General features: G+C 70.1%; 26 protein-coding genes and 1 tRNA gene. 16 read left to right on the top strand and 11 right to left on the bottom strand.

Going from position 1 to position 26,398, the window contains the following annotated elements:
- The 7 genes from V7050_RS03970 to V7050_RS03940 all read left to right on the top strand — a co-directional run.
- The coding region (locus V7050_RS03970; RefSeq protein ID WP_324410252.1) for an ATP-binding cassette domain-containing protein at positions 1–987 on the top strand (987 nt) is incomplete at its 5' end.
- A 53-nt stretch (positions 988–1,040) separates the two neighbouring features.
- Positions 1,041–1,382 (top strand): SMR family transporter, encoded by a 342-nt coding sequence (locus V7050_RS03965; RefSeq protein WP_324367542.1) that lies wholly within the window; start codon positions 1,041–1,043, stop codon positions 1,380–1,382.
- Between the two features lie 13 nt (positions 1,383–1,395).
- Positions 1,396–2,844 carry an aldehyde dehydrogenase family protein gene (locus V7050_RS03960; RefSeq protein ID WP_324367540.1) on the top strand — a complete coding sequence of 483 codons (1,449 nt, stop codon included), beginning with the start codon at positions 1,396–1,398 and terminating at the stop codon, positions 2,842–2,844.
- An 84-nt stretch (positions 2,845–2,928) separates the two neighbouring features.
- Entirely contained in the window at positions 2,929–4,221 is a 1,293-nt protein-coding gene (locus V7050_RS03955) for a sulfite oxidase (RefSeq protein WP_324374100.1), read from the top strand.
- A complete protein-coding gene (locus V7050_RS03950; protein WP_324366131.1) occupies positions 4,214–4,552 on the top strand; it encodes an aldehyde dehydrogenase in 339 nt (112 codons plus the stop codon). The genes V7050_RS03955 and V7050_RS03950 overlap by 8 nt, the downstream gene beginning before the upstream one ends.
- 161 nt (positions 4,553–4,713) lie before the next feature.
- On the top strand, positions 4,714–5,454 hold the full coding sequence (locus tag V7050_RS03945; protein ID WP_324366130.1) for a glucose 1-dehydrogenase: 741 nt from the start codon (positions 4,714–4,716) through the stop codon (positions 5,452–5,454).
- Entirely contained in the window at positions 5,454–6,461 is a 1,008-nt protein-coding gene (locus V7050_RS03940) for a P1 family peptidase (protein WP_324410250.1), read from the top strand. The genes V7050_RS03945 and V7050_RS03940 overlap by 1 nt, the downstream gene beginning before the upstream one ends.
- On the opposite strand, the gene V7050_RS03935 is transcribed toward V7050_RS03940, so the two are convergent.
- Positions 6,443–7,522: a FliM/FliN family flagellar motor switch protein gene (locus V7050_RS03935; protein ID WP_324366126.1), complete on the bottom strand. Its 1,080-nt coding sequence runs from the start codon at positions 7,520–7,522 to the stop codon at positions 6,443–6,445. The genes V7050_RS03940 and V7050_RS03935 overlap by 19 nt on opposite strands.
- A 178-nt stretch (positions 7,523–7,700) precedes the next feature.
- On the opposite strand from V7050_RS03935, the gene V7050_RS03930 reads away from it, so the two are divergent.
- The 5 genes from V7050_RS03930 (at position 7,701) to V7050_RS03910 (ending at position 13,594) form a co-directional block, all read left to right on the top strand.
- The gene (locus V7050_RS03930) at positions 7,701–8,510 is read left to right on the top strand and encodes a flagellar motor protein MotB (protein WP_324366124.1); all 810 of its coding nucleotides are present in this window, start codon (positions 7,701–7,703) and stop codon (positions 8,508–8,510) included.
- 92 nt (positions 8,511–8,602) lie between these two features.
- Complete coding sequence (locus V7050_RS03925; RefSeq protein WP_324366122.1) at positions 8,603–9,949, top strand: flagellar hook protein FlgE; 1,347 nt, start codon at positions 8,603–8,605, stop codon at positions 9,947–9,949.
- Positions 9,950–9,979: 30 nt separating this feature from the next.
- Positions 9,980–11,449: a flagellar hook-associated protein FlgK gene (flgK, locus tag V7050_RS03920; protein ID WP_324374096.1), complete on the top strand. Its 1,470-nt coding sequence runs from the start codon at positions 9,980–9,982 to the stop codon at positions 11,447–11,449.
- 5 nt (positions 11,450–11,454) lie between these two features.
- A complete protein-coding gene (locus V7050_RS03915; RefSeq protein WP_324366118.1) occupies positions 11,455–12,465 on the top strand; it encodes a hypothetical protein in 1,011 nt (336 codons plus the stop codon).
- Between the two features lie 7 nt (positions 12,466–12,472).
- A complete protein-coding gene (locus V7050_RS03910; protein WP_324366116.1) occupies positions 12,473–13,594 on the top strand; it encodes a flagellar basal body P-ring protein FlgI in 1,122 nt (373 codons plus the stop codon).
- Here V7050_RS03910 and V7050_RS03905 read toward each other — a convergent pair.
- Entirely contained in the window at positions 13,581–14,195 is a 615-nt protein-coding gene (locus V7050_RS03905; protein ID WP_324366115.1) for a hypothetical protein, read from the bottom strand. The genes V7050_RS03910 and V7050_RS03905 overlap by 14 nt on opposite strands.
- A 145-nt stretch (positions 14,196–14,340) precedes the next feature.
- On the opposite strand from V7050_RS03905, the gene V7050_RS03900 reads away from it, so the two are divergent.
- Positions 14,341–14,871 carry a dihydrofolate reductase family protein gene (locus V7050_RS03900; protein WP_324366113.1) on the top strand — a complete coding sequence of 177 codons (531 nt, stop codon included), beginning with the start codon at positions 14,341–14,343 and terminating at the stop codon, positions 14,869–14,871.
- Positions 14,872–14,975: 104 nt separating this feature from the next.
- On the opposite strand, the gene V7050_RS03895 is transcribed toward V7050_RS03900, so the two are convergent.
- From V7050_RS03895 to V7050_RS03870, 6 genes are all read right to left on the bottom strand, one after another.
- Complete coding sequence (locus V7050_RS03895; RefSeq protein WP_324366110.1) at positions 14,976–16,592, bottom strand: ABC transporter ATP-binding protein; 1,617 nt, start codon at positions 16,590–16,592, stop codon at positions 14,976–14,978.
- Positions 16,589–17,695: an ABC transporter permease gene (locus V7050_RS03890; protein WP_324366109.1), complete on the bottom strand. Its 1,107-nt coding sequence runs from the start codon at positions 17,693–17,695 to the stop codon at positions 16,589–16,591. Before V7050_RS03890 ends, V7050_RS03895 begins: the two co-directional genes overlap by 4 nt.
- A gap of 2 nt (positions 17,696–17,697) precedes the next feature.
- Positions 17,698–18,789 carry a microcin C ABC transporter permease YejB gene (locus tag V7050_RS03885; RefSeq protein ID WP_324366106.1) on the bottom strand — a complete coding sequence of 364 codons (1,092 nt, stop codon included), beginning with the start codon at positions 18,787–18,789 and terminating at the stop codon, positions 17,698–17,700.
- A 1-nt stretch (position 18,790) separates the two neighbouring features.
- Entirely contained in the window at positions 18,791–20,674 is a 1,884-nt protein-coding gene (locus V7050_RS03880) for an extracellular solute-binding protein (protein WP_324366104.1), read from the bottom strand.
- Positions 20,671–21,432, bottom strand: a complete 762-nt coding sequence (locus V7050_RS03875) for an NAD(P)-binding domain-containing protein (protein ID WP_324366102.1) — start codon at positions 21,430–21,432, stop codon at positions 20,671–20,673. Before V7050_RS03875 ends, V7050_RS03880 begins: the two co-directional genes overlap by 4 nt.
- A gap of 247 nt (positions 21,433–21,679) precedes the next feature.
- Positions 21,680–22,180: a c-type cytochrome gene (locus tag V7050_RS03870; RefSeq protein ID WP_324366100.1), complete on the bottom strand. Its 501-nt coding sequence runs from the start codon at positions 22,178–22,180 to the stop codon at positions 21,680–21,682.
- Between the two features lie 180 nt (positions 22,181–22,360).
- On the opposite strand from V7050_RS03870, the gene V7050_RS03865 reads away from it, so the two are divergent.
- Entirely contained in the window at positions 22,361–23,221 is an 861-nt protein-coding gene (locus tag V7050_RS03865) for a prephenate dehydratase (RefSeq protein WP_324366098.1), read from the top strand.
- 92 nt (positions 23,222–23,313) lie between these two features.
- Positions 23,314–23,736 (top strand): DUF4399 domain-containing protein, encoded by a 423-nt coding sequence (locus V7050_RS03860; RefSeq protein WP_442885337.1) that lies wholly within the window; start codon positions 23,314–23,316, stop codon positions 23,734–23,736.
- Here V7050_RS03860 and V7050_RS03855 read toward each other — a convergent pair.
- From V7050_RS03855 to V7050_RS03845, 3 genes are all read right to left on the bottom strand, one after another.
- The gene (locus V7050_RS03855) at positions 23,723–24,088 is read right to left on the bottom strand and encodes an MliC family protein (RefSeq protein WP_324410248.1); all 366 of its coding nucleotides are present in this window, start codon (positions 24,086–24,088) and stop codon (positions 23,723–23,725) included. The genes V7050_RS03860 and V7050_RS03855 overlap by 14 nt on opposite strands.
- A 37-nt stretch (positions 24,089–24,125) precedes the next feature.
- Positions 24,126–25,082: an NAD(+) diphosphatase gene (nudC, locus tag V7050_RS03850; RefSeq protein ID WP_324366094.1), complete on the bottom strand. Its 957-nt coding sequence runs from the start codon at positions 25,080–25,082 to the stop codon at positions 24,126–24,128.
- A 492-nt stretch (positions 25,083–25,574) separates the two neighbouring features.
- Positions 25,575–25,745, bottom strand: a complete 171-nt coding sequence (locus V7050_RS03845; RefSeq protein ID WP_324366135.1) for a hypothetical protein — start codon at positions 25,743–25,745, stop codon at positions 25,575–25,577.
- A gap of 143 nt (positions 25,746–25,888) precedes the next feature.
- On the opposite strand from V7050_RS03845, the gene V7050_RS03840 reads away from it, so the two are divergent.
- Positions 25,889–25,975: transfer RNA gene (locus V7050_RS03840), tRNA-Leu, on the top strand.
- The last annotated feature ends 423 nt before the right edge of the window (positions 25,976–26,398 follow it).

The raw sequence follows: 26,398 nt of genomic DNA, 5'->3' as shown, positions 1-26,398 counted from the left end.
GGTCTGATGCTGATCAGCCACGACCTCGCCGTGGTCGCCGATACCGCCGACCGGCTCGCGATCATGCGCGGCGGCGCGGTGGTCGAGGCCGGCACCGCCGAGGAGGTCTTCCGCGAGCGGCGCCACCCCTATACCCGCGCGCTCTTCGCCGCCTCCGCGCACCGGCCCGAACGCCTGGCGCGGCTCGCCCGCACCCCGCTGCTCGAGGTGCGCGACCTGGTGCGCGAATACCGGGTCGCCCGCCCCGGCTTCTTCGGCGGCCACGACGCCTTCCGCGCGGTGCGCGGGGTGAGCTTCACGATCCGCCACGGCGAGAGCCTCGGCCTCGTGGGCGAATCGGGCTGCGGCAAGTCGACGCTCACCCGCGCCATCCTCGGCCTCGAGGCGCTCCAGGGCGGCAGCGTCGCGCTCGAGGGCGAGGGCGTGCATGCCGGCGAGCACATGCCCCGCGCGCTGCGCGCCCGCATGCAGGTGGTCTTCCAGGACCCTTACGGCAGCTTCAACCCGCGCCACCGCGTCGCCCGGCTGGTTGCCGAGCCCTTCCACCTGCTCGACGACCCGCCGCGCGGCGCCGAGCGGCGGGAGGCGGTGGAGGCCGCGCTCGAGGACGTGGGCCTCGCGCCCGCCGACGCCGACAAGTTCATCCACGAATTCTCCGGCGGCCAGCGCCAGCGCATCGCCATCGCCCGCGCGCTCATCATCCGGCCGAAGCTCATCATCCTCGACGAGGCGGTCTCGGCCCTCGACGTGCAGGTGCGCGCCCAGATCCTCGACCTGCTCGCCGATCTCTCGGCGCGCTACGGGCTCTCCTATCTCTTCATCAGCCACGACCTGACCGTGGTGCGCGCGATTACCGACCGGGTGATGGTGATGCAGGCGGGCGAGATCGTGGAGGAAGGGCGCACCGAGGCGGTCTTCGCCGCCCCCGCCCATCCCTATACCCGCGCCCTGCTCGCCGCCGCGCCGGTGCTGGAGCTGAGCGCGTGACGGCCGGCGCGACGGCGTGCTAGACCATGCGATCCGACCGGAGACCGGACCGCATGCCCCTGAGCCTGATCTACGTGCTGCTCGGCGCCGCCATCGCCGCCGAGGTGGTGGCGACCACGGCGCTCGCCCGCTCCGACGGCCTGACCCGGCTGGTGCCGAGCCTCCTGGCCTTCGCCTTCTACGCGGTCGCCTTCTGGTTCCTCGCCTATGCGCTCAGGGTGATGCCGACCGGCATCGTCTATGCGATCTGGTCGGGCCTCGGGATCGTGCTGATCGCGGCGGTCTCCTGGATCTGGTACGACCAGCGCCTCGACCTTCCCGCCCTCCTGGGGCTCGGGCTGATCATCCTCGGGGTGCTGGTCGTGAACCTCTTCTCGAACTCCATGCCGCATTGACCGGAGCGGGCGCATGAAGGACCTCTGGTTCGATCCCGGGAAATGCCTCCTGGGCGGCGCCTGGCGCCCGCCCGCCGGCGGCGATAGCCTGCCCGCGATCGACCCCTCCGAGGGGCGCGAATTCGCCCGCATCGCCCGCGGCGGCCCCACGGATGTCGGCGCGGCCGTGGCGGCGGCCCGCGCGGCGCTCGCGGGCGAGTGGGGCCGGGCCACCGCGGCGGAGCGGGGCAGGGCGCTCGCCCGCCTCGGCCGGCTGGTCGAGACGCGGATCGAGGATCTCGCGCGGCTCGAGGCGCGCGACGTGGGCAAGCCGCTCGCCCAGGCCCGCGCCGACGCGCGGGCGCTCGCGCGCTATCTCGAATTCTACGGCGGCGCGGCGGACAAGCTCATGGGCGAGACCATCCCCTATCTCGCCGGCTACACCGCCTTCACCCTGCGCGAGCCGCATGGCGTCACCGGCCACATCATCCCCTGGAACTACCCGATGCAGATCATCGGCCGCTCGGTGGGTGCGGCACTCGCGGCCGGCAATGCCTGCGTGCTGAAGCCCGCCGAGGAGGCGAGCCTGACCGCGCTCGCCTTCGCGGCACTGGCGGCGGAGGCCGGCCTGCCGCCGGGCGCGCTCAACGTCGTGCCCGGCCTCGGGGCCGAGGCCGGCGCCGCGCTCGCCGCCCATCCCGGCATCGACCATCTCTCCTTCACCGGCTCCGTCGCCACCGGCCGCGCCATCCAGACGGCCGCGGCCGCCAATGTGGTGCCGGTGACGCTCGAGCTCGGCGGCAAGTCGCCGGAGCTCGTCTTCGACGATGCCGATCTCGAGGCGGCGCTGCCCTTCCTCGTCGGCCCCGGCATCCAGAACGCCGGCCAGACCTGCTCCGCCGCCGCGCGCATCCTGGTGCAGCGCGGCATCCACGAGCGCGTCACCGCCGCCATGGCCGCCCGCTACCGCGCGCTTCGCGCCGGCCCCGCGCTCGAGGACCACGACCTCGGCCCGCTGATCTCGGCGCGGCAGAAGGCCATCGTCGAGGGCTATCTCGCCCGCGGCCGGGATCTCGCGGTCGCCGGGCGCGGCGCGATCGTCGCCGGGGCGCCGGCGGGCGGCGCCTACGTGGCGCCGGTGCTCTTCGACGCCGTGCCCCCCGAGCATGCCCTCGCGCGCGAGGAGATCTTCGGCCCGGTGCAGGTCATCATCCCCTTCGAGGACGAGGAGGAGGCCGTCGCCATCGCCAACGGCACCGGCTACGGCCTCGTGGCCGCCGTCTGGACCCGCGACGGCGCGCGCGCCCTGCGCCTCGCCCGCCGGCTGCGCGCGGGCCAGGTCTTTCTCAACAATTACGGCGCCGGCGGCGGCGTCGAGCTTCCCTTCGGCGGCACCGGCCTCTCCGGCCACGGCCGCGAGAAGGGTTTCGAGGCGCTCTACGGCTTCACCCGGCTCAAGACGGTGGCTGCGCATCACGGCTGAATCCTGCATCGCATGGGATTTCCGGCACTCTCCACTGTCCAAAATCAGGAAAACGGATATCTTGATGTCCGGGAGGATCGATTCATGACAGACCAGAAGACCACCGACGACCTGCGCCGCCTGCTCGCCGAGGACCCCGAAGCCGCGGATCTCGCCCTTTTCGGACGCGTCAGCCACGCCGACCGCCGGGGCTTTCTCAGGGGCGCGGGGCTGGCGGCCATGTCCACCGCGGTCGGCATGGCGATCCCCTATCACCGCAACATCCCCCAGGGCTTCATTCCCGCGGCGATGGCGCAGGGCGACCCGCTCGCCGGCAAGCTCGGCCTGATCCTGCTCAGCGACCGCCCGGTCAATGCCGAGACGCCGCCGGAGCTGCTCGACGACGATATCACCCCCACCGACCGGCATTTCATCCGCAACAACGGCCTTCTGCCGGACGACATGGATCCGGAGACCTGGACGCTCACCATCGACGGCTTCGTCGACACCCCGCTCGAGCTCTCCATCGCCGATCTGCGCGAGCAGTTCGAGGTGGTCTCGCTGGCGCTGACCCTGGAATGCGGCGGCAACGGCCGGGCCTTCTTCGACCCGCCGGCCAGCGGCAACCAATGGACCTGGGGCGCGGTCGGCTGCGCCGAATGGACCGGCGTGCGCCTCCGGGAGGTGCTCGACAAGGCGGGCGTTCAGGCGAACGTCGTCTATACCGGGCATCACGGCGCGGACACGCATCTCTCCGGCGATCCGGGCAAGGAGCCGATCTCGCGCGGCATGCCGATCGCGAAGGCGATGACCGACAACATCCTGATCGCCTTCGCCATGAACGGCGCCGACCTGCATCCCATGAACGGCGCGCCGCTGCGCCTGGTGGTGCCCGGCTGGCCGGGATCCTGCTCGCAGAAATGGCTCACGCGGATCGAATTGCGCGACCAGGTGCACGACGGCGAGAAGATGGGCGGCGACAGCTACCGGGTTCCCGCCCATCCGGTGGCGCCGGGCACAGAGGTGCCGGCGGAGGAATTCGAGATCATCGAGCGCATGCCGGTGAAATCCGTGATCACCTTTCCCGCGAACGGCGCCGCGCCCGTCACGGAAACCGAGGTGCGCGGCCATGCCTGGTCGGGCGACCGCACCATCGAGGCGGTGGACATCTCCACGGATTTCGGGGCGACCTGGATGGCCGCGGAGGTGGACCCGCCGCTCAACGACGGCGCCTGGCAGAACTGGCGGGCGAGCGTGGTCTTCCCCAGGCCGGGCTATTACGAGGTCTGGGCGCGGGCGCGCGACAGCGAAGGCGTGATGCAGCCCTTCGCCATCGACTGGAATCCCAAGGGCTATCTCAACAATGCCATGCATCGGGTGGGGCTTCAGGTTGCCTGAGCCCCGAAGGACCTGCCTGCGCGCCGGGATGGCCGGCGCCTGGCTCGCCGTCGCGGTGGCCGCCGCGACGGCCCAGGAGAGGGCCGAGCGCGAATACGGCCTCATGGTCGAGGGCGAGGGCGTCGAGGAGACCTACTACACCTGCACCGCCTGCCATTCCGAGATGATCGTCGTCCAGCAGGGCAAGACGCGCGAGGGCTGGGACAAGACGCTCGACTGGATGATCGCCGAGCAGGGCATGCCCGAACCGGATCCGGCGGAGCGCGCGAAGATCCTCGACTACCTCGCGGCGAACTACAACACCGACCGCCCGAACTTCCCCAGGCGCTGACCGGCTTCACAAGTCGTTAATCAATAAACCTTTGGGAATCAGTTACTTGAAATCTGTCCCCATGGGGACGCCCTCAAATCCCTGCTCTCGGCCCGCTTGCGGCTTGCAGTCCGGCCGCTTGCGCCGCAGTCTCGACGACAGGGGGGCGGCACGAGGACATCATGGGACTTGAGGGAAAGACCGCGCTCGTGACCGGCGGCGCCTCCGGCTTCGGGGCCGGCATCGCCCGCCAGTTCCATGCCGAGGGCGCGCGGGTGATGATCGCCGACATCGACCCCGAGGCCGCCGAAGCCATGGCCGCGGTGCTGGGAACCCGGCACGTGACGGTGGATGTGGGCGACGATGCCAGCGTCGCCGCGATGGCCGCGGTGGCGCTGGCCGAATTCGGACATCTCGACATCCTGGTCAACAACGCCGGCATCACCCATCTCCCGGCCCCGCTCGAGGAGATCTCGGAGGCGGATTTCGACCGCGTCTTCCGCGTCAACGCCAAGTCCGTCTATCTGACCGCGCGCCATCTCGTGCCCGCGATGAAGCACCGCCGCGGCGGGGTGATCCTCAACATCGCCTCGACCGCCGGCCTCTCGCCGCGGCCGCGGCTCTCCTGGTACAACGCCTCCAAGGGCTGGATGATCACCGCGACCCGGACCATGGCGGTCGAGCTCGCCCCCTTCCGGATCCGGGTGAACGCGCTCTGCCCGGTGGCGGGCGAGACGCCGCTGCTCCGGAGCTTCCTCGGCGAGGACACGCCGGAGATGCGCGCGAAATTCCTCGCGACCATCCCGCTCGGCCGCTTCTCCACCCCGCGCGACATCGGCCAGGCGGCGGCCTTCCTCTGCTCCGACGCGGCCGAGATGCTGACGGGCGTGGCACTCGAGGTCGACGGCGGGCGCTGCATCTGATGCAGCCGGGCCCGCGCAACCTGATCACCGACGTGGCCGGGCTGCGCGTGGGCAACGCGTCCGACGCGGCGCTGAAATCCGGGGTGACGGTGCTCACCGCCGACGGGCCCTTCGTCGCCGCGCTCGACATCCGCGGCGGCGCTCCCGGCACGCGCGAGACCGACCTGCTCGCGCCGCACCGGCTGGTCCCGCAAGTGGATGCGCTGGTGCTCGCCGGCGGCTCCGCCTTCGGCCTCGACGCCGCCTCCGGCGTCGCGGATGCCCTGCGCGTGCAGGGCCGCGGCTTTCGCGCCGGGCCTGCGAGCGTGCCGATCGTGCCCGCGGCGATCCTCTTCGATCTGGCCAACGGCGGCGACAAGACCTGGGCGAGCAACCCCTACGGTCGCCTCGGGCAGGCGGCGCTCGCCGATGCCCGGGCGGATTTCGCGCTCGGCTCGGTCGGGGCGGGCACCGGCGCGATGACCGCCACCCTGATGGGCGGGCTGGGCTCGGCCTCGCTGGTCCTGCAATCCGGCGTCACGATCGGCGCGCTCGTCGCCGTCAATGCCTTCGGCGAGGGCACCTGGCCCTCGACCCGCGCCTTTCTCGCCGGCGCGCTGGAGATCGGAGAGGAATTCGGCGGCCTCGGCCCGCTCGCCGCCCGGTTCGATACCGCCGAGCCGCGCGCGAGAAAGCCGGGGGCCGAGGGGCCGGGCGCCAATACCACCATCGGCATCGTCGCCACCGATGCCGCGCTGGACAAGGCCGGCGCCCGGCGCATGGCCGAGGTCGCGCAGGACGGCCTCGCCCGCGCGATCTTTCCCGCGCATACGCTCTTCGACGGCGATCTGGTCTTCGCGGTCGCGACCGGAGACCGGAAGCTGCCCGAGCCGGGAGCGTCGGCGCGGATGGCGATCGAGCACGCGGCCGCGGTCTGCCTGGCCCGGGCCGTCGCCCGGGCGGTCCATGCCGCGCGGCCCGCGGCGGGAAACCTGCTGCCCTGCTGGTGTCAGCTCGCCGCCGGCTGAGACCTTTCGTCCGGCTGCGTTGCCGGATCGTCCGCGGCGTCCGGCTCAGCGGTGCCCGGCTCGATCTGGAGCGGTTCCGCCCGCGGCCCTGCCGCCACGGCGCCGGCCCGCAGCGCGCGGGCGATATGCGCGACCACGCGGGCGTCCGGCGGCGCGCCGAGGCGGACCACCTTGTTGTCCTGATAGCCGCCGAGATGGCCGGTCGCGAGCACCGCCGTGCGCCCGGCCGGCTGCGGGATGGTCAGCCGGATCTCCTCCACGGCCTGCCGCGGGATCTCCAGCACCTGGCCGACATGCAGGTTCTGAAGCGCCGCGAGGCTCATCTTCTGGCGATGCAGCACCGCATCGACCCGCACCGGCGCCGTCGCGGCTGCCCGGCGCATCAGCGCCTTCCAGAGATCGTTCGGCCGCTCGCGGGCGGCCTGGAGGTTGCGCGCCTGGATCGAGGCCCGGATCACGTCGAGCGCCGAGAGCGGCAGGACGAGCGAGATCGTGCCGGTCCGCCCCGCCTCGCCGAGCGTGACCGAGGCGGCGAAGGTCAGCACGTCGATATAGTCGGGCGCGAGCCGCAGCTGCGACGTGCTCTGGCGCTGGTCGCGGATGCGCAGGGTCTTGGTCAGCGGCCGGCCGAGGCCCACGCCGACCGCATGAACGAAGGCCTGGAGGATCGCGTCGAGATGCAGCCGGCAGAGCGCCATGTCGATGGAGCTGAAGAGCCGGGCCGCGGGCTCGGGGGATTGGGCGGGATCGCCCCCGAGCATCAGGTCGACGAGGTGATAGGCGAGATCGGCGTCGCAGGCGATCAGGGCGGGCGTGTCGGCATCCTCGACATCGACGATGCCGAGCACCGCCGGCGAGGTGATGCCCCCGACCGCCTGGGCGAGCTTGGTGACGGCGACGGCCCCGACGGTCACGTTCATCATCGTCTTGATGAGCGGCCTGAGCCGGTCCTCGGTGCCGCGCGCGAAGCTCTCCACGATCAGGTCGGTCTCGGCGAGCGGCGACCGCGACACGCCGCCCTGCCGCAGCTTCTTGGAGAGAACGGAGGTTTCGAGGGACATGAATGAAGGCCGCTCCGCGTGTCGATCCGCGGCACTTTCGGCCGCAATGGTTGCCAAAACCTGAACGACTTCGGGCCAATTCTCGGGAAAAACAGCGGGCTCCGGGGCCGTTGCGGGCCGCTTCGGTAACCCCGGCTTCAACTTTCCCGCGTCTTCTCGCCGCGGGGTAATCGGGGGCATGGCCATGGACCGCAAGGCCAAGGGGAACGTGATCGTCATCAAGCGCAAGACCGTGGTCGCCGGCGGCCATCACGGCGGCGCCTGGAAGGTCGCCTATGCCGATTTCGTCACGGCGATGATGGCCTTCTTCCTGCTGATGTGGCTGCTCAGCGTCACCGACGAGGAGACGCGGCTCGGGCTCGCCGATTATTTCAGCCCGACGATCCCGATCCATTCGACCCGCGGCGGCGGCGACGGGCCCTTCGACGGCGCGACCATGTTCAGCCAGGACATCCTGGCCAGGGACGAGACCGGCCAGAAGGGCGATCCCAACCGGACGGACGTGCCGGGCGCGCCCGACCAGAGCCTCTACGACATCGCCGAGGAGCTGATGGGCGGCAGCGGCGACGCCATGGCCGCCGATCCCCTGCTCAAGCATATCGCCACGCGGGTGACCGACGAGGGGCTGATCATCGAGGTCTTCGACATTCCCGGCTCGCCGCTCTTCGACGCGAACACCGCCGATACCAATCCGATCCTCGTGCGGCTCCTGCACATGATCGGGCGGGTGCTGTCGCGGACGGCCAATCCGGTGGCGATCAGCGGTCATCTGGCGGCGACCGACATCGGGCCGGATGCGCCCGATCCCTGGCGGCTGTCGGGCGAGCGGGCCCAGATCTCGCGCGAACTGCTGGTCGCGGCAGGGGTCGCGGATCCGCGGCTGGCGCGGGTGGCCGGCAAGGCCGACCGCAACCACGTGACCGAGGAGCCCTCCGATTCGCGCAACCGGCGGATCGAGATCACCCTGCTGCGCCGTTTCGAGCCCTGAGCCCGTTAGCACGATTTTAAGCCGCAGGCCCCATGCATTGCGCCGTGTAACGAGTCTCCAGCGGCCGACCTTCACGGGACAAAGGACTGAGTATGGGTATCTCCTCGTCGATGAACGCCGGTGTTTCCGGCCTCAACGCGAATGCGAACAAGCTCGCCACCATCTCCGACAACATCGCGAATTCGCAGACCTACGGCTACAAGCGCGCCGACGTCGATTTCGCCTCGATGACCGTGAGCGACGCCAAATCGCCGAGCACCGTCGGCGGCGGGCGCTGGTTCACCGCCGGCGGCGTGCGCACCAATGCGGTCTGGGACGTGCAGGAGAAGGGCGCCCTGGCGCAGACCAACAACTCCACCGACCTCGCGATCACCGGACGCGGCTTCCTGCCGGTCAGCGCCGTTTCCGCGATCGGGCAGCCGACGGCCGACATGCCCTTCATGCTGACGACGACGGGCTCGTTCTCCACCAATGCCGACGGCTATCTGACCACGCCCTCGGGGCTGGTGCTCATGGGCTGGCCCGCGGATGCCAACGGCGTGGTGGGCTCTTATCCGCGCGACACGGTCAGCGGGCTCCAGCCGGTCCGGGTCAACATGTCCTCGGTAGCGGTCGAGCCGACCTCGCAGGTCACGCTCAACGTCAACCTGCCGACCGACGACGTCGAGGCCGGGGCCTCGGGCGATCCGCGGGTGGTGACGGTCGAGTATTTCGACAATATCGGCGGCTCGAACACGCTCACCGCGACCTTCCTGCCCACGGTTCCGGCCCCGGGCAATCCGCGCAGCAACGAATGGACGCTGACCCTGACCGACCAGGCCACGGGCCAGTCGGCGGGCGACTACACGCTCACCTTCAGCGATGTTCCGCCGAATGCCGGCGGGCTGGCCAGCGTCACCGGCCCGGTCGGCGGCGCGCTCACCTCGAGCTACGACCCGGTCACAGGCGACCTCGTGCTCGATCTCGGCAACCAGCAGATCACCTTCGGCCTCGGCTCGACCAGCGCCACCGGGCCGCAGCACATGTCGCAGCTCTCCTCGACCTTCTCCTCGGTCGGCGTCAGCCACAACGGCAATGCCGCGGGCATCTACACCGGGCTCTCGATCGACGAGAAGGGCTACCTCCAGGCCACCTATTCGAGCGGCTTCTCCAAGGTGATCTACCAGATCCCCGTGGCCGACATGCCGAACCCGAACGGGCTGAGGGTGCTCGACAACCAGTGCTTCGCGCTGTCGCAGGCCTCGGGCTCGCTCTTCCTCTGGAACGCCGGCGAGGGGCCCACGGGCGGGATCGAGGGCTTCGCGCGGGAGCAGTCGACCACTGACATCGCCAACGAACTCACCCAGCTCATCCAGACCCAGCGCGCCTATTCGTCGAACGCCAAGATCATCCAGACCGTCGACGAGATGCTGCAGGAAACCACCAACCTCAAGCGCTGAGGCGCGTCCGGCTGAGCGGAGATCGTCGACATGAGCATTTCCAACGCGCTGAACAATGCCGCCTCCGGCCTCGCGGCTTCCGCGCGGCTCGCGGACACGATCTCCAACAACGTGGCGAACGCCATGACGCCCGGCTTCGGCCGGCGGACGACGGAGCTTTCCTCGGTGGCGCTCGGCGGGTTCGGCTCCGGCGTCAAGGTCATGGGCACGGGCCGCACCGACGACCCGTTCCTGACCGCCGAGCGGCGCGGCATGGACGCGGCACTCGGGGCCACGGGAACCCGGTCGGACGCCTATGAGCGCATGCTCGCGGCCTTCGGCGATCCGGGCAGCGCCGGGGCGCTCTCCACGCTCGCGACCCGCCTCGAGACGACGCTGATGTCGGCGACCGCCTCGCCGCAATCGGTGCCGAAGCTCGCCGAGGCGGTGACCTCGGCCAAGGACGTCGCCGCCGCCGTCAACCGCATCGCCGCGGAGAATTCGCGCCTCCGCACCGAGGCCGATGCGGAGATCAACCGCCAGGTGACCCAGGTCAACGACGCGCTCAAGGCGGTGCAGGACATCAACCGCAAGATCGCCAATCTCGAACCGCAGGGGGTCGACACCTCGGCGCTCCAGGACGAGAGGCACCGGATCATCGACGGCATTTCGTCGATCATCCCCGTGCGCACCGTCAAGCGCGACGGCAACCAGGTCGCGATCTATACCGCCAATGGCGCGCCGCTGCTGGACGGGCGCCTCTTCGCCCTGAGCTTCCAGCCCGCCCCGAACGTCGTCACCGCGGACATGACCCTGGGCGCGCCGCTCGGCCGGCTGATGCAGGATCTGGGCGCATCGACCGGGCCGGTGCCGGTCGACATGGGAACCGGCGCCGGCCTGATGGACGGCGGCTCGCTCTCGGCGCTCTTCGAGGTGCGCGACCGGATCGTGCCGGAATTCGATGCCGAGATGGACCGCTACGCCAACGACCTGATCGAACGCTTCCGCGACCTGATGCCGCCGGCAGCGCTGGACGGCTCCGGCAACGGCCTCTTCGTCGACCGCAGCCCCGGCCCGCTGACCGGCCTCGCCGGCCGGCTCCAGGTCAATGCCGCGGTCGATCCGGCACAGCCCGGCGGCGCCGTCTGGCGGCTGCGCGACGGGTTGAGCGCCGCCGCGCCGGGGAACGAGGGATTCGGCACCTATCTGGAGGCGCTCTCCGACGCCATGGTCGATCCGCGCAATCCGGTCGGCTTCGTCTCGCAGAACGCCGCCAACGGCAGCGCCACCATGGCCTCGGAGATCGCCTCCTTCTTCGCCGGGCGCGCGGCGCGCAGCGACGAGGATCGGGCCTATCTCAACGCCCGCCAGGCCGTGCTGGCGGAACGCGAAACCCATGCCATCGGCGTCGACACCGACGGGGAGCTGCAATCGCTGATCCTCGTCGAGCAGAGCTATGCCGCCAATGCGCGCGTGCTCACCGTGGTCGATACGCTGATGAAGCTTCTGCTGGAGGCCTGAGTCCCATGAAAGTCAACGGAGCCTCGGATCTGGCGCGCATGCAGGCCCTGCAGGGGCGCGCCTTCAACACCCGCGCCGCGCTCGACCTTGCCGCCAGGGAACTGACCACCGGCCAGAAGACCAGCCGCTACGAGGCGACGGGGGGCAATCTCACGCGGCTCTTCGCGCTGGAGCGCTCGCTCGACCGCAACGCGGTCTTCTCCGAGACCATCTCCCTGACCGAGCTGCGCCTCGAGGTGATGCAGGAGAGCCTCGGGCGCATCCTCGCGCCGGCCGAAAGCCTCGCGATCGACCTTACGAGCGCGGTGGGGCAGGGCGATGTCGCCGGCGCCCTCCTGCATGCGGAGACCGCGCGCACGAGCTTCAGGGACGTGGTCGGCATCCTCAACACCCAGGTGGCGGGCCAGTCGCTCTTCGCGGGCACCGCGACCGACAGCACTGCCCTGGCGCCGGCCGATGCGATCCTGGCCGATCTCGATGCGCTGGCCGCCGGTGCCGCGACCGCCGCGGATGCGATCACCGCCATCGACGCCTATTTCCAGAAGCCCGGGGGCGCCTTCTATACCAACGGCTACATCGGCTCCGTCGACGACCTCTCGCCGGTCGAGATCGGCGAGGGCCAGCGCATGGATTACGGGATGCGCGCCGATACCGACGAGCTGGTGGCCGTGCTGCGCGCGCAATCCCTCGCCGCCGTGGTCGAGGGCGGCGCCTTCGCCGGCCAGCCCGCCGAGCAGATGACGCTTCTCGGCACGGCCGGCGCCCGCCTGCTGGCCGCCAAGGAGGGCATCCTCGACCTGCGCGCCCGGGTCGGCGTCTCGCAGGAGGCCGTCGAGCGGGCGCGGGCGGAGCGCATCGGCGAGCGCGACACGCTCGACATCGCCCGCGCCAGGATCGTCGCGACCGATCCGCTCGAATCGGCCTCGAACTACCAGACGCTGCAGGTGCAGCTCGAATCGATCTACACGGTGACCTCGCGCCTCGCGAACCTGCGCTTCACCAATTTCCTGCGCTGAGGACGCAATGATCCGTTCCCTCACCGGCATCCTTCTCGCGCTGCTCCTCCCGGTCCTCGGCGGCCTCGCCGATCCGGCGCTGGCATCGCCGGCCCGGATCAAGGATCTGGTCGAGGTCGACGGCGTGCGCGGCAACGACCTGCTCGGCTACGGCCTCGTGGTCGGTCTCGACAACAGCGGCGATTCCTTGCGCAACTCGCCCTTCACCGAGGATGCCATCGTCAATCTGCTCGAGCGGCTGGGCGTGAACGTCACCGGCGAGCAGATCCGCGCGCGCAACGTGGCGGCGGTGCTGGTCACCGCGACCCTGCCGGCCTTCTCCCGCGCCGGCTCGCAGATCGACGTGACGGTCTCGGCGATCGGCGACGCACGCAGCCTTCTCGGCGGCACGCTGGTGATGACGCCGCTCAATGCCGCCGACGGCCAGATCTATGCCGTGGCCCAGGGCTCGATCATCGCCGGCGGCATCGTCGCCGAGGGCGAGGCCGCCTCCGTGACCCAGGGCGTGCCGACCTCGGGGCTGATCCCCTCCGGGGCGCGGGTCGAGCGCGAGGTCGCCTTCGACTTCACCCAGTCGCGCGACATCCGGCTCGCGCTGCGCAACCCCGATTTCACCACCGCGGCCCGCATGGAGGCCGCGATCAACCAGAACGTCGGCGCGCGGGTCGCGCGGATGCTCGATGCCGGCACCGTGCGGCTCGATCTCGCCGCGGTCGGCATCGACACGCCGGCGCTCCTGATGGCGCAGATCGAGAACATCGAGGTCCAGACCTCCACGCGCGCGCGGGTTGTCGTCGACCAGCGTTCGGGCACGATCATCCTCGGCTCGGACGTGCGCATCAGCCGCGTCGCGGTCACGCAGGGCTCGCTCACGCTCAGCGTCGAGGAGACGCCGCTGGTGTCCCAGCCCAATCCCTTCGCGGACGGGCGCACCGTGGTCGTTCCCCGCACGGACGCGCAGATCACCGAGGATCCGGGCAATGGCCTCGCCATCGTCGAGAATTCGGTCTCGTTGCCGCAGGTCGTGGCCGGCCTGAACGCGCTGGGGGTCTCGGCCGGCGACATGATCGACATCCTGAAATCGATCAAGGCGGCGGGCGCGCTGCACGCCGAGTTCATCGTGCAATAGGCCCGGCGGCCGGGGCGGCGGTCAGGCGTATTTCTCCAGCCTCGACGGTCATCTGCCAGCGTGCCTGCGGCGCCATGCGGTCGCGGGAGCGGGTCAGGATCCAGCTTGCCACGCCGTTCCTTGCCCAGCCCGGCGAGGGGGCGATGTGCCAGCGGGTCTCCACGCCCGCAGCACCACCGGGGTCGGGGGTGAGCAGGAGCGCGAGCGGGGCGGTGCCGCGGTCCGCGCCCGCCTCGGCGGCAAGATGCAGCCGGCGCACGGCGGTGAGATCCGGCGGGGCGGGGAGGTCGACCGCAACCAGCGGAACCACGCCGCTGCGCAGCGCCTCCTCGGCGGCGGCGAGCAATTCGGGGGCGGTGCGGGCCGTCCCGAAGATCAGCCTCCCGGGATCGAGATACGGCAGCACCCCGTCCCCGTTGAGCTTCTCGGAGTACCACCCCGGCTGGAGCCAGAGGATCGGCCCGCGCGCCGCCCCTCCCGCCAGCAGCGCGAAGAGCACGCGCGCCGGGCCCGTCGCCTCATGCGCCCGGGCCCGCGCGAGCGCGAGCCCGGGGGCGAGGCGGAGCGCGTCGGGGGCGGGGGCGTGACGGGTCTGGAGCATGGCGGCCGCTGAATGTTCTTGGGATGTTCTCACGATGCCCGGCGGCTGGCAAGAGCCTGCGGCGGGAGCGTCCGCATGTACGATCCCGCTGGCGTGAGCCGGCGGTTCAGGCCATCCTGCGGACGAGGATCGGAGGCCTTGCGGCATGGCGAAGTTCGTCTTCGGAATGAACCTGTCCCTGGACGGCTATGTCGACCATCAGGCCTTCGCGCCCGATCCCGCGCTCTTCCGTCACTGGACGGAGCAGGTGCGCGGCCTGACCGGCAGTCTCTACGGACGCCGCCTCTACGAGATCATGCGCTACTGGGACGTGGACGATCCGGGATGGACCGAGGCGGAACGCGACTTCGCGACGGCCTGGCGGCGCCAGCCGAAATGGGTCGTGTCGCGCTCCCTGACCTCGGTCGGGCCCAATGCCACGCTCGTCGGAGAGGACGTCGAGGCGGCGGTCCGCGGGCTGAAGACCCGGCTCGCGGGGGAGATCGACGTCGGCGGGCCGGACCTGGCGCGAAGCCTGTCCGACCTCGGTCTCGTCGACGAATACCGGCTCTATTTCCACCCGGTCGTGCTGGGCGGCGGCACGCCGTTCTTCGCCGGCCCCCGGCCGCCCCTCCGCCTCGTGGCCAGCGAGCCGTACGGTGCGGACGTGATCAGGCTGACATACGTTCCTGCCTGATCACGGGGGCACGCAGGCGTCGCTACCGAACCGCGATTCTGCTCCTGCCGCACCCCGCCACCCGGAACGCCGGCAAGAAGGGCCCTTGGCAAGCGGCAATCGGCCTATTCCGCCGCGACCTCCATCCCGAAGGCGGCGTCCATCAGCGTGCGGGTGTAGTCGGTCTGCGGGGCGTCGAAGACCGCGTCGCCGTCGCCGGCCTCGACCACGTCGCCGTTCTGCATGACCATGACCTTGTGCGCCAGCGCCCGCACCACGCGCAGGTCGTGGCTGATGAAGACATAGGCCAGCCCGTATTTCGCCTGGAGCCGGCGCAGCAGGTCCACGATCTGCACCTGCACCGTCATGTCGAGGGCGGAGGTGGGCTCGTCGAGAACCACGAGCTTGGGTTGCAGGATCATGGCGCGGGCGATGGCGATGCGCTGACGCTGGCCGCCGGAGAATTCGTGCGGGTAGCGGTCGCGCGTCTCCGGGTCGAGGCCGACCTCGCGCAGGATCGCGGTGACGCGCGCGGTGTCGTCGCCGGCGAGCCGGTGCACCCCGAGGCCCTCGGCGACGATCTGCTCGATGGACATGCGGGGCGAGAGCGAGCCGAAGGGGTCCTGGAAGACCATCTGCATGTCCCGGCGCAGGTCGCGCAGGTTGCGGTTCGGCAGGCCCTGGATGTCCCTCCCGAGGAAGACGATGCGGCCCTCCGACGAGATCAGCCGCATGATGGCGAGCGCGAGCGTCGTCTTGCCCGAGCCGCTCTCGCCGACGATGCCGAGCGTCTCGCCCTCGCGGATGGCGAGGCTCGCCCCGTTGACCGCCTTGATATGGCCGATTGTGCGGCGCATCAGGCCGCGGCGGATCGGGAACCAGACGCGCAGGGCCTCGGTCTCGACCACCGTCTCGGCGCCGCTGGCGACCGGCTCGGGGCGGCCCGAGGGTTCGGCGGCGAGCAGCATCCTTGTATAGGGGTGCTGCGGCGCGGCGAAGATCCGCGCGGTGGGGCCGGTCTCCACGATCTCGCCGTCCTTCATCACCGCCACCCGGTCGGCGATGCGGCGCACGATGCCGAGATTATGGGTGATGAAGAGCATGCCCATGCCCTCGGCGCGCTGGATCTCGGCCAGGAGTTCGAGGATCTGCGCCTGGATGGTGACGTCGAGCGCGGTGGTGGGCTCGTCGGCGATCAGGATGTCGGGGCCGTTGGCGAGCGCCATGGCGATCATCACCCGCTGGCGCTGGCCGCCGGAGAGCATGTGCGGGTAGTCGCGCAGCCGGCTCTCCGGGTCGCGGATCCCGACCTGGTCGAGCAGCTCGACGATGCGCGCGGCGGCGGGTGCGCCGGTGAGGCCCTGGTGCAGCGCGAGGCTCTCGCCGATCTGCCGCTCGATGGTGTGGAGCGGGTTGAGCGAGGTCATCGGCTCCTGGAAGATGAAGCTGATGTCGTTGCCGCGCACGTCGCGCAGGGTCCGCGCATCGGCGCCGGTCATCTCGCGGTCGCGGTAGCGCACCGATCCGGTGACGTCGGCATTGTCGGGCAGGAGGCGCACCGTGGAGAGCGCGGTGACCGACTTGCCCGAGCCGCTCTCGCCCACCAGCGCCAGCGTCTCGCCGGCGCGCAGATCGAAGCTGACCCCGCGCACGGCGCGGGTCTCGCGGCCGCGCTGCACGAAGGTGACCGAGAGGTCGCGGACCGTCAGGATCGGCGCGCCCGGTGCCGCCCCCTTGCTCATCGGAAGGTCTTTCGCGGGTCGAAGGCGTCGCGGACGCCCTCGAAGATGAAGACGAGCAGCGAGAGCATGACCGCGAAGGCGAAGAAGGCGGTCAGCCCCAGCCAGGGCTTGGTGACGTTGTTCTTGCCCTGGAGCGCCAGCTCGCCCAGCGAGGGATAGGAGGGCGGCAGGCCGAGGCCGAGGAAGTCAAGCGCGGCCAGCCCGCCGATGGCGCCGGTGATGATGAAGGGCAGGAGCGTCAGCGTGGCGACCATGGCGTTCGGCAGCAGGTGGCGGAACATGATGGTGGTGTCGTTCACCCCGAGCGCGCGGGCGGCGCGCACGTATTCGAAGTTGCGCGCGCGCAGGAATTCCGCGCGCACCACGCCCACGAGCGAGGTCCAGGAGAAGAGCGCGATCAGCAGCGTGAGCAGGGTGAAGTTCATCACGAAGATCGCCGAGAGGATGATGATGATGTAGAGCGAGGGGATGTTCTGCCAGATCTCGACGATGCGCTGGAAGAAGAGGTCGACCCAGCCGCCGAAATAGCCCTGGGCGGCGCCGGCGAGGATGCCGATCACCGAGGAGAAGGCGGCCACCACCAGCGCGAAGAGCACCGAGATGCGGAAGCCGTAGATGACGCGGGCCAGCACGTCGCGGGTCTGGTCGTCGGTGCCGAGCCAATGCGCGCGGTCGGGCGGCGAGGGCGCGCGCACCACGTCGTAGTTGATGGTGTCGAAGGCATAGGGCACCGGCGGCCAGAGCATCCAGCCGCGCTCGATGGGCTCGCCGTCCACCATGCCCGAGGCGGCTTGCTCGTAGATGCCGAGCGGATCGTCGAGGCAGGCCTCGAGCCCGCCGGTCCGGATCAGGCAGCGCACTTCCGGCGAAGGGTATTCGGCCTCCGTCGCGAATTCGCCGCCGAAATCCCGTTCGGAATAGAAGTGGAAGATCGGCATCTTCAGCTCGCCGCGGAACCACACGAGGATCGGCTTGTCGTTGGCGACGAATTCGGCGCAGAGCGTCACGAGAAAGAGCGCGAGAAAGAGCCACAGCGACCAGAAGGCGCGGCGGTTGGACCGGAAATTCGCGATCCGGCGGCGCTGCAGCGCGTTCAGGCGCAAGCTCAGGCCTCCCGCTTCTCGAAGTCGATGCGCGGATCGACCCAGACATAGGTCATGTCCGAGATGATGCCGATCAGGAGGCCGAGCAGGCCGAAGACATAGAGCGTGCCGAAGACCACCGGATAGTCGCGCTGGATCGCCGCTTCGTAGCCGAGCCGCCCGAGGCCGTCGAGCGAGAAGACCGTCTCGATGATGAGCGAGCCGGAGAAGAAGACCGAGATGAAGAGGCCCGGAAAGCCCGCGATGACGATGAGCATCGCGTTGCGGAAGACATGGCCGATCAGCACCCTCCGCTCCGAGAGCCCCTTGGCGCGGGCGGTGACGACATATTGCTTCTTAATCTCCTCGAGGAAGGAATTCTTGGTCAAGAGCGTGAGCGTGGCGAAGGAGCCGATGGTCAGCGCCGTGACCGGCAGGACGATGTGCCAGAGATAGTCGAGGACCTTCGCCCCGAGGCTGAGGCTCTCCCAATTGTCCGAGGTCAGGCCGCGCAGCGGGAAGATCTGGAAATAGCTGCCGCCGGCGAAGAGCACGATCAAGAGGATCGCGAATAGGAAGCTCGGGATCGAATAGGCGACGATGATCAGCCCCGAGGTCCAGGTGTCGAAGGGCATGCCGTCGCGCACCGCCTTGCGGATCCCCAGCGGGATCGAGATCGTATAGGCGAGCAGCGTCGACCAGAGCCCGAGCGAGATCGAGACCGGCATCTTCTCCAGCACCAGATCGACCACCGAGATCGAGCGGAAATAGCTCTCGCCGAAATCGAAGCGCATGTAGTTCCAGAGCATCAGGAAGAAGCGCTCGAGCGGCGGCTTGTCGAAGCCGAACTGCTTCTCCAGGTCGGCGATGAAGTCGGGCGGCAGGCCCTGGGCGCCACGGTATTCCGAGCTGCCGCCGGTCGCGGGGGCGCCGCCCCCGCCGCCACCCCCGCCGGCGATGCGGTCGAAGACGCCGCCGGATTCGCCCTGGATCTCGGCGATGATCTGCTCGACCGGCCCGCCGGGCATGAACTGGACCAGCACGAAGTTGATCACCAGGATGCCGAACAGGGTCGGGAGGATCAGGAGCAGGCGGCGCAGGACATAGGCGCCCATGTCAGCGGATCGCCCCCGATGCACGCAGCTCGCCGTAGCGCGCCTGATCCGCCCACCAGATGCCGGGCATGCCGATGCTGTATTCGGGCAGGGTCTCCGGCTCGCGGTAATAGTCGTAATAGGCGATCCAGCTGTCGGGCCGCACCCAGTAGGGGACGCGGATGCGCATCGCCCGCAGGACCCGGTCGAGCGCGCTCACCCGCACTCTCAGCTCCTCCAGCGTTTCGGCGCGCACGATCATGTCGATGAGCTTGTCGACGCCGGCATTGGACACGCCCGAGACCGCCAGCCCGCCGCCCACATTGGCGTATTCCGAGCCGAAGGCGTCGCGCAGCTCGATCCCGGGCAGCTCGCTCATGGGGATGAAGACATGCATGGCGTCGAAATCGAATGTCTCGGCGCGCTCGCGCCACTGGGCGCTGTCGACGAAGCGCAGCCGGGCGTCGATGCCGATCCCCTGGAGCTCCTTGGCGAAGGGCGAGAGATACTGCTCGGCGTCGGGGCTCGCATACATCATCTCGAAGGTGAACTGCTGCCCGTCCGGGCCGACCAGCCGGCCGTTCTCGAGGGTATATCCCGCCTCGTTGAAGAGCTGGATCGCGCGGCGCTGGCGCTGGCGCTGGCTCGATCCCTCGCCGGCATAGGGCGTCGCGGCGGGGTCGTTCAGGATGTCGCCGATGCCCTCGGGCAGATCGCCGAGCACCGCTTCGAGCACCGCGCGCTCCTCCGCCGAGGGCGGGCCCTCGGCCGCCATGTCGCTGCGTTCCCAGAAGCTCGCCACGCGCTCCTCGACGCCGTGGAACAGGCGGCTGTTGAAGAACTCGAAGTTGAACATGGTCTCGATCGCCTCGCGGACGCGGATGTCCTGGAACTTGTCGCGCCGGAGGTTGAAATAGAGCCCGCCCGCGTTCGGGACGGTATGGGCCGGGATCTCCTGGAGCACCACGTCGCCCCTGCGCCGCGCCGGGAAGTCGTAGCCGTTGAGCCAGCGTTCGGCATTGACCTCGCCGCGGAAGGTGTAGGCCCCGGCCTTGAACGCCTCGAAGGCGCTGCCCTGATCGGTGTAGTAGTCGATGCGGATGCGATCGACGTTGTTCTGGCCGACGTTCACCGGCAGGTCCTTGGCCCAGTAATCCTCGTCGCGCGCATAGACGACCGAGCGCCCGGCATCGGCGCTCTCGACCTGGTAGGCGCTGGATCCGAGCGGCGGATCCATGGAGCTCTTCGAGAAGTCGCGGTCCTCGAAATAGGCCTTGGAGAAGATGCCCATGCCGGCGACGAGCGGCACCAGGTCGCGGGGCGAGGCGCCCTCGGCGAAGGTGAACTTGACCTCGTGCGGCCCAAGGGCCTCGACCTTCTCGATCTCGCCGAAATAGGCGCGGTAGCGGAACTGGCCCTTGTTCTGCATCGCGTCCAGGGTGAAGACCACGTCCTCGGCGGTGATCGGGCTGCCGTCGGAGAACCGCGCCTCGGGGCGCATCTTGAAGCTGACCCAGTGCTTGTCCGGCGGATAGGTCACGCTCTCGGCGACGAGGCCGTAATATTCGCCGAGCGTGTCGTCGGGGCTGACCATGAGGCTGTCGAAGACCCCCCAGGCGCCTTCGGCGGCATCGCCCTTCTCGGTGAAGGGGGTGAGCGAATCGTAGCTGCCCAGCGTCCAGGTATGGTGGATGCCGCCCTTCGGCGCGTCCGGATTGACATAAGCGAAATGCTCGAATCCCTCGGGATAGGTGAGCTCGCCGAAGATCGCGATGCCGTGGCTGGTGATGACCTCCTCCTCGGAGGCCGCCTGTCCGGCCGTCGCCAGCAGGAGCGAGCCGGCGAGAAGCGCCGCGGCATGGCGCCGCAGGGGGTGCAAGCGGGCGGGGGGGGCGAGAGCTGTCATGCGTGCGAATCCAGTCGGGCGCCGATCGAGTCGAGCGCATTGCGAAGGGAGGCGAGCGCGCCGCTGTCCCGCAGCGCCCCGACCATCTGCAGGCTCAGGGTGCCCTCCGTGGCGAGCGCGTCCCGCGCCGCGGCGAGGCCGCCGCGCCTCGGCTCGGAGGCCGCCAGGAAGCCGCGCAGGAGCTGCGCGGTATAGATCTCCGCGCCCGCCGGGTCGCCGGTCCCGGCGCCGAGCCAGTCGGCACCGGTATCCAGCATCGCGAGCATGCCCGGAACCATGGCGCAGATCGCGAAATGGCGGTTGAGTGCGGCTTCGGTCGCGACCTCGATCACCGGGTTCTCCGGCCCGAACAGGGTCCGGAGATCCGCCGGCGGCCCGAAGACCGGCAGCGGGCAGCCGCCCTGCTCGAGAAAGCCGAGCGGGATCGTCGCGGAGATCGCGCCGGCCGGCGCGCAGAGGCGCTGCAACTCGGCGATCGCCACGCCCGCCATCACCGAGATCACGCGGTGATCGGCGCGAAACGCAAGCGGCGCCAGCACGTCACCGGCGAGACGCGGGCGCAGGCAGAGGAAGACGACGTCGGATCCGTCGAGGACATCCTGGTTCGGGGCGACGGAGATCGTCTCGAAGGCCCCGGCCAGTGCCGCCGCCGTCTCGGCGTTCCGCTCGGAGACCAGGACGGGATGGCCGCGCCGCGCGGCGGCCCGGGCCATGGGGGCGGCGATATGGCCGGTCCCGATGAAACCGACGCGGGTCATGGCAGATCACCCCGCCACCGGGAACCGTCGATGGCCCGGACGGCGGTGTCCGTCACAGAATCCGTCCCGGAGGCGCGTGCAGAGGCTGATTCTGAAACGGCGGGGGCCATCTACCATCCGGCGACTGTGGGACTCGGTATCCTCGGATTAGTCGCGCCAAAGGAGCGCGTAAAGCGTGAGTCGCGTTACGCGCGTGCAGGATTTCGTGAGGGCCGCGTGAGCGGCCGCCGGCCCGGTCGCCGCCGGCTCAGTTGCTGATCGATTCCAGATAGGCGATCAGGTTCGCGCGATCCTCGTCCTTGGGCAGGCCGGCGAAGGACATCGAGGTTCCCGGCGCGAAACCCTTGGGGTCGGCGAGGAAGTGGAAGAGCGCCTCCGGATCCCAGGCGCCGCCGACCTTCTGGAGCGCGCCGGAATACTTGAAATCCGCGACCGCTCCCTTGCCGCGGCCGATGATGCCGTCGAGATGTGGGCCGACGGCATTGGAGCCGTCCACCTTGTGGCAGGCGCCGCATTTCTTGAACACGGTCGCGCCCTTGTCGACATCGGCCGCGGAGACCAGGGCGGCCACGTCGACCGACTCGGCGGGCTCCTCGCTCTCGCCGCCCGATTCCGGGGTCTCGATGAGGAAAGCGACCTCCTCGCTGTGGGTGTCGAAGATCATCTCCGATGCCATGGCGATCAGCAGGAAGACCAGCAGGCTGCCGCAGATCGCGCCGACGTATTTCGTGATCACCATCGTGTTCATGGATATAGCCAACCCCCGCTTTCGCCGCATATCCGGCTTGCGTCACAACACCCGGTCGTTCTAGCCGGAACCCGCGCTCGATGGCAAGGCGCAGAACGCGCCCCGCCTCGCGGCGCCGGTTGATCTTTGCCGGGCGCCGGACTAGGCAGCGGGCCTTGCCGCAACCGGGGATCATCCGACATGACCAGCCCGAGCGGGGCGATCGCCTTCCAGGGCATCCCCGGCGCCTATTCGCATCAGGCCTGCACCGAGGTCTATCCCGATCTCGAGGCCCTGGCCTGCAACACCTTCGAGGGCGCGCTGGCGGCGGTGCGCGACGGTCGGGCGTCGCTCGCGATGATGCCGGTGGAGAACTCGACCTACGGGCGCGTCGCGGACCTGCACCACCTCCTGCCGGATTCGGGGCTCCACATCGTCGGCGAGCATTTCCTGCGCGTGCATATCAACCTGCTCGGGGTGGCCGGCGCGACCCTGCCCGGGATCCGCACCGCGATGAGCCATACCGTGCTGCTCGGCCAGTGCCGGGCCTTCCTGCGCGAGCACGGCATCGCGCCGCGGGTCGGCGCCGATACCGCCGGCTCCGCCGAGGCGGTGGCGCGGGCCGGCGATCCGGCGCTGGCCGCGCTCGCCTCCGAGCTCGCCGGGAAGATCTACGGGCTGAAGGTGCTGGCGCGGCATATCGAGGACCAGTCGAACAACACCACGCGCTTCCTCGTCATGGCGCCGCGCCCCGGGCCGGCGCCCGCGGGCGACGCGCTGACGAGCTTCGTCTTCCGCGTGCGCAACCTGCCGGCGGCGCTCTACAAGGCGCTCGGCGGCTTCGCGACCAATGGCGTCAACATGATCAAGCTCGAGAGCTACATGATCGACGGGCATTTCACCGCGACCCAGTTCTATGCCGACATCGAGGGGCGGCCGGAGGATCCGGCGGTGGCGCGGGCGCTGGAGGAACTCGACTACTTCACCACCAAGCTGCAGATCCTCGGCACCTATCCGGCGCATCCCTATCGCAAGTCCCAGGAGCCGGCCTTCGGGCTTTGACGGCGGCTCCGGACGGGGTAGTCTCATGGCGCCGCTTCCGGTCGGCCGCGGGTGCCGCCGCGGCGCCGGTAGCCGAAGGGGAGGAACCGACCATGCTGCGCATGACGATCCCGGCGTTGCTGCTCGCCGCCTTCGCAGGACCGGCGCTGGCCGAGCGCATGGCCGCGCCCGAGGGTGCGGCGGCCTATATCATCGCCCCGGCGGACGGTGCCACGGTCACGAGCCCAGTGACCGTGGTCTTCGGGCTCAGGGGGATGGGGGTCGCCCCGGCGGGGGTCGAGCAGGAGGGCACCGGCCACCATCACCTGCTGATCGACATCGAGCCGGAGGCGCTCGACCTCGACGCCGCCCTGCCGGCGGACGACCACGTGAGGCATTTCGGCGGCGGCCAGACCGAGACGAGCCTGGAGCTCGCGCCGGGTGCGCATACCCTGCGGCTGCTGCTCGGCGACATGAACCACGTGCCCTTCGATCCGCCGGTCGTCTCCGAGGAAATCACCGTCACGGTCGAATAGGCGCTCGGGATCCCGCGCGCCGGCAGTCCTCGAGCAGCATGTCCTGGCGATCGCCGCCGTCGCGGGCGAGGAAGCCCTGGTCTCCCTTGACGTGCCAGACGAGGCCGCCGCCATCCATGGCGAGGTAGCGCACGCCGGATCCCGTCGGGCCCGCCTGCATCGGCACGAGCCGGCCACCATAGGCCACCACCGCCCAGCCAGGGTCGCCGCGCTGGTTGAGATAGGCGACCTGCAGCAGGGCGCCGCCCGCGCAGAGATAGGTCGCCGAGACGGCCTGCGGCGCCTCCTGCGCCGCGGCCGCGCCGAAGGCCAGTGCCAGCGCGGGGGCCGCGATCCGTCCGAGGGGGGTCATCCTCGCTCTTCTCGCTGTCTGATGCCGGCGCCGCGGGTCAATCCAGCCGGTCGGCCAGCCAGCGCTCGATCAGGAAGCGGGCGATCGCGCCGCGCCGGGACGGGCGGATGACCGGATCGAGCCCGGCGAGGGCCGCCATGGCGCGCTCGCGGCTGACCCAGAGCGCGTCCTCGATCTCCGTCGGGTCGAGCTTCAGCTCGCGGCCGAGCGCCTCGCCGCGGCAGCCGATCATCAGGCTCGAGGGGAAGGGCCAGGGCTGGCTCGCGAGATACTCGACGCGGCCGACCCGGACGCCGGTCTCCTCGAAGGTCTCCCGCCGCACCGCCGCCTCGATGGTCTCGCCGGGCTCCATGAAGCCCGCGAGCAGCGAATACATGCCCTCGGGCCAGCTCGACTGCCGGCCGAGCAGCAGCGAATTGCCCGAAAGGATCAGCATGATCACCACCGGGTCGGTGCGCGGGAAGTGCTGCGCGCCGCAGGCCGGGCAGGAGCGGCGCCAGCCGGCGTCGTCGATCCGCGACGGGCCGCCGCAATTCGCGCAGAAGCGATGGGCGGCGTGCCAGGCGAAGATGCCCTTGGCGGCCGCGGCATTGCCGGCATCGGCGGGCGGGAGCGCGGCCATCACCGCGCGCAGCTCGCCGAAGCGCAGATGCTCGGGCAGGGCGGGGTGGGCGGTGCGCGCCTCGTCGAGAAAGGGCGTGGCGGCGACGGGTTCCGCGATGCCGCCCCAATCCGGCACCTCGCGGGCGAAGCGCGGCGCGCCGGCCTCGGTCCCGAGCAGGATCGAGGGTGCGTCAGGCGCGAAGACCTCCGAGGCGACCGGCAGCCAGGCGAGCCGGGCGTCGCCGTTGCAGGTGTCGAGCAGCGGCCGGCCGCGCCAGAGCGCGAGGCAGCGCGCCTCGCGCGACTGGATGAGCCGGGCGGCATCGGCGCGCAGATGCGTCGCGCGGTCGAGCGACCCGCCGGCGAAGGTGACGACTTCGGCGTCTCTCATGCGGAACCTCGCCCCGATGCGGCCGCGACCTTGCCGCAAAGCCCCAGGATGCGCAATGCGCCGCCGCGCCACGTCCAGGGCAGTGCCCCTCTTCCTCGCCCGCACCCCCAAGAGACGCGGGCGGCGCCGGGCTGGGGGCGGCGACGCATTCCGCTCTACGGGACCTTTGCTCGGCGCATGACGCGCAGCGTCTCGCAAGATCATGACTTCCTTAGTGCTTGGCGCGCAAGCCGCAACTCGAAGCCTTGTCTCGCCGCGTAGGAAATGCCGCGTGGACTTCGTCGTCGGGTCCGGGCATCGGTATGCGCTGGTCGATGAACCGCTCGATGCGTTCCCGCTCCGCCCGGAGCCGAACCTCCGGGAGGAGCGGGTCGAAGAACCTCGCCCTCTTCCGACGCCCTGCCCGCAACTTCGCCAACAAGGCGAGGCTCAAGTCGTCCGTCGCCCGGAAGCGCAGTCAATCCGGATGGTCCGACGCCTTCGCAAGGACCATCATCGGCCGAATGCGATAGCCCTGGCACCACCGCCGCAGACGACGCGGAAGTGGACTTCGGGCAGCGGATGCAGGATCCGCCGCACGTCGCGCGGGTCTTCGACCTCCGCGAAATGGTCGAGCAGCGCCGCCAGGCGCGACTTCCGGGGCAGGCCTTCGGCGGGGATCATGCGCGGCTCCCGTTCAGGGCCGAAACATCGATTCAGAGAAACCCGCCCTTGTCACCTGTCACATGAGGTCGGAGCGCTGCCGAGCCCCGCGGTGCCGTTGACAGGGGTCGGCACCGCCGTATATGTCCGCGTGATCGGCACCTGCCCGGGTGGCGGAATTGGTAGACGCGCTGGCTTCAGGTGCCAGTTTCCGAAAGGAAGTGGAAGTTCGAGTCTTCTCCCGGGCACCAAGACTGCCAGCTAAGTAGCTGTCACGTGATGATTCTTGCGCCGGCGTCTGCCTTCCGTTTTGATCGGGCGGCCGGAAGCCGCGCCCAGACCCCATCCGGCGACTGGCCGATGCCGAAAAGCTTTGCGATGAACCACGCGGCATACCCGGGAAGGTTCCTGGTCGCGGGACCGCAGAACGGCTCCACAAGGCGCTCGAACCGGCTGCGGAGGTGGTTGATGGTCCGGATATCAGATGCGTTCTGGATGACTCGTGGCCCATTCCTGGCGTCGAGCCGACAATGCGGGATCGCCTGGTCCCGGGCGAAGACCTGATACGCGGCATCGCATAATCAGTGGTCGAACCCGGACGGCGATGCGGGCGGCCCAACCACCGAAACCATCGAGGGCAGCGTGCCTCGAAGCCATTCCCGCATCGCCTGCGC

The sequence above is a fragment of the Amaricoccus sp. genome (assembly GCF_036846665.1).
GTDB lineage: Bacteria > Pseudomonadota > Alphaproteobacteria > Rhodobacterales > Rhodobacteraceae > Amaricoccus.
Note: the sequence above shows the minus strand (reverse complement) of the source record. Positions and strands in the feature narration are given on the sequence as shown.

Bases quoted from the DNA above. Each gene is read 5' to 3' on its own strand.
- V7050_RS03860 (WP_442885337.1), top strand. From the start codon at position 23,314: ATGCTGCGCATGACGATCCCGGCGTTGCTGCTCGCCGCCTTCGCAGGA.
- V7050_RS03875 (WP_324366102.1), bottom strand. From the start codon at position 21,432: ATGACCCGCGTCGGTTTCATCGGGACCGGCCATATCGCCGCCCCCATG.
- V7050_RS03925 (WP_324366122.1), top strand. From the start codon at position 8,603: ATGGGTATCTCCTCGTCGATGAACGCCGGTGTTTCCGGCCTCAACGCG.
- V7050_RS03845 (WP_324366135.1), bottom strand. From the start codon at position 25,745: ATGATCCCCGCCGAAGGCCTGCCCCGGAAGTCGCGCCTGGCGGCGCTG.
- V7050_RS03885 (WP_324366106.1), bottom strand. From the start codon at position 18,789: ATGGGCGCCTATGTCCTGCGCCGCCTGCTCCTGATCCTCCCGACCCTG.
- V7050_RS03915 (WP_324366118.1), top strand. From the start codon at position 11,455: ATGAAAGTCAACGGAGCCTCGGATCTGGCGCGCATGCAGGCCCTGCAG.
- V7050_RS03855 (WP_324410248.1), bottom strand. From the start codon at position 24,088: ATGACCCCCCTCGGACGGATCGCGGCCCCCGCGCTGGCACTGGCCTTC.
- V7050_RS03900 (WP_324366113.1), top strand. From the start codon at position 14,341: ATGGCGAAGTTCGTCTTCGGAATGAACCTGTCCCTGGACGGCTATGTC.
- V7050_RS03870 (WP_324366100.1), bottom strand. From the start codon at position 22,180: ATGAACACGATGGTGATCACGAAATACGTCGGCGCGATCTGCGGCAGC.
- nudC (WP_324366094.1), bottom strand. From the start codon at position 25,082: ATGAGAGACGCCGAAGTCGTCACCTTCGCCGGCGGGTCGCTCGACCGC.
- V7050_RS03865 (WP_324366098.1), top strand. From the start codon at position 22,361: ATGACCAGCCCGAGCGGGGCGATCGCCTTCCAGGGCATCCCCGGCGCC.
- V7050_RS03960 (WP_324367540.1), top strand. From the start codon at position 1,396: ATGAAGGACCTCTGGTTCGATCCCGGGAAATGCCTCCTGGGCGGCGCC.
- V7050_RS03945 (WP_324366130.1), top strand. From the start codon at position 4,714: ATGGGACTTGAGGGAAAGACCGCGCTCGTGACCGGCGGCGCCTCCGGC.
- V7050_RS03930 (WP_324366124.1), top strand. From the start codon at position 7,701: ATGGCCATGGACCGCAAGGCCAAGGGGAACGTGATCGTCATCAAGCGC.
- V7050_RS03935 (WP_324366126.1), bottom strand. From the start codon at position 7,522: ATGTCCCTCGAAACCTCCGTTCTCTCCAAGAAGCTGCGGCAGGGCGGC.
- flgK (WP_324374096.1), top strand. From the start codon at position 9,980: ATGAGCATTTCCAACGCGCTGAACAATGCCGCCTCCGGCCTCGCGGCT.
- V7050_RS03895 (WP_324366110.1), bottom strand. From the start codon at position 16,592: ATGAGCAAGGGGGCGGCACCGGGCGCGCCGATCCTGACGGTCCGCGAC.
- V7050_RS03940 (WP_324410250.1), top strand. From the start codon at position 5,454: ATGCAGCCGGGCCCGCGCAACCTGATCACCGACGTGGCCGGGCTGCGC.
- V7050_RS03905 (WP_324366115.1), bottom strand. From the start codon at position 14,195: ATGCTCCAGACCCGTCACGCCCCCGCCCCCGACGCGCTCCGCCTCGCC.
- V7050_RS03965 (WP_324367542.1), top strand. From the start codon at position 1,041: ATGCCCCTGAGCCTGATCTACGTGCTGCTCGGCGCCGCCATCGCCGCC.
- V7050_RS03955 (WP_324374100.1), top strand. From the start codon at position 2,929: ATGACAGACCAGAAGACCACCGACGACCTGCGCCGCCTGCTCGCCGAG.
- V7050_RS03880 (WP_324366104.1), bottom strand. From the start codon at position 20,674: ATGACAGCTCTCGCCCCCCCCGCCCGCTTGCACCCCCTGCGGCGCCAT.
- V7050_RS03910 (WP_324366116.1), top strand. From the start codon at position 12,473: ATGATCCGTTCCCTCACCGGCATCCTTCTCGCGCTGCTCCTCCCGGTC.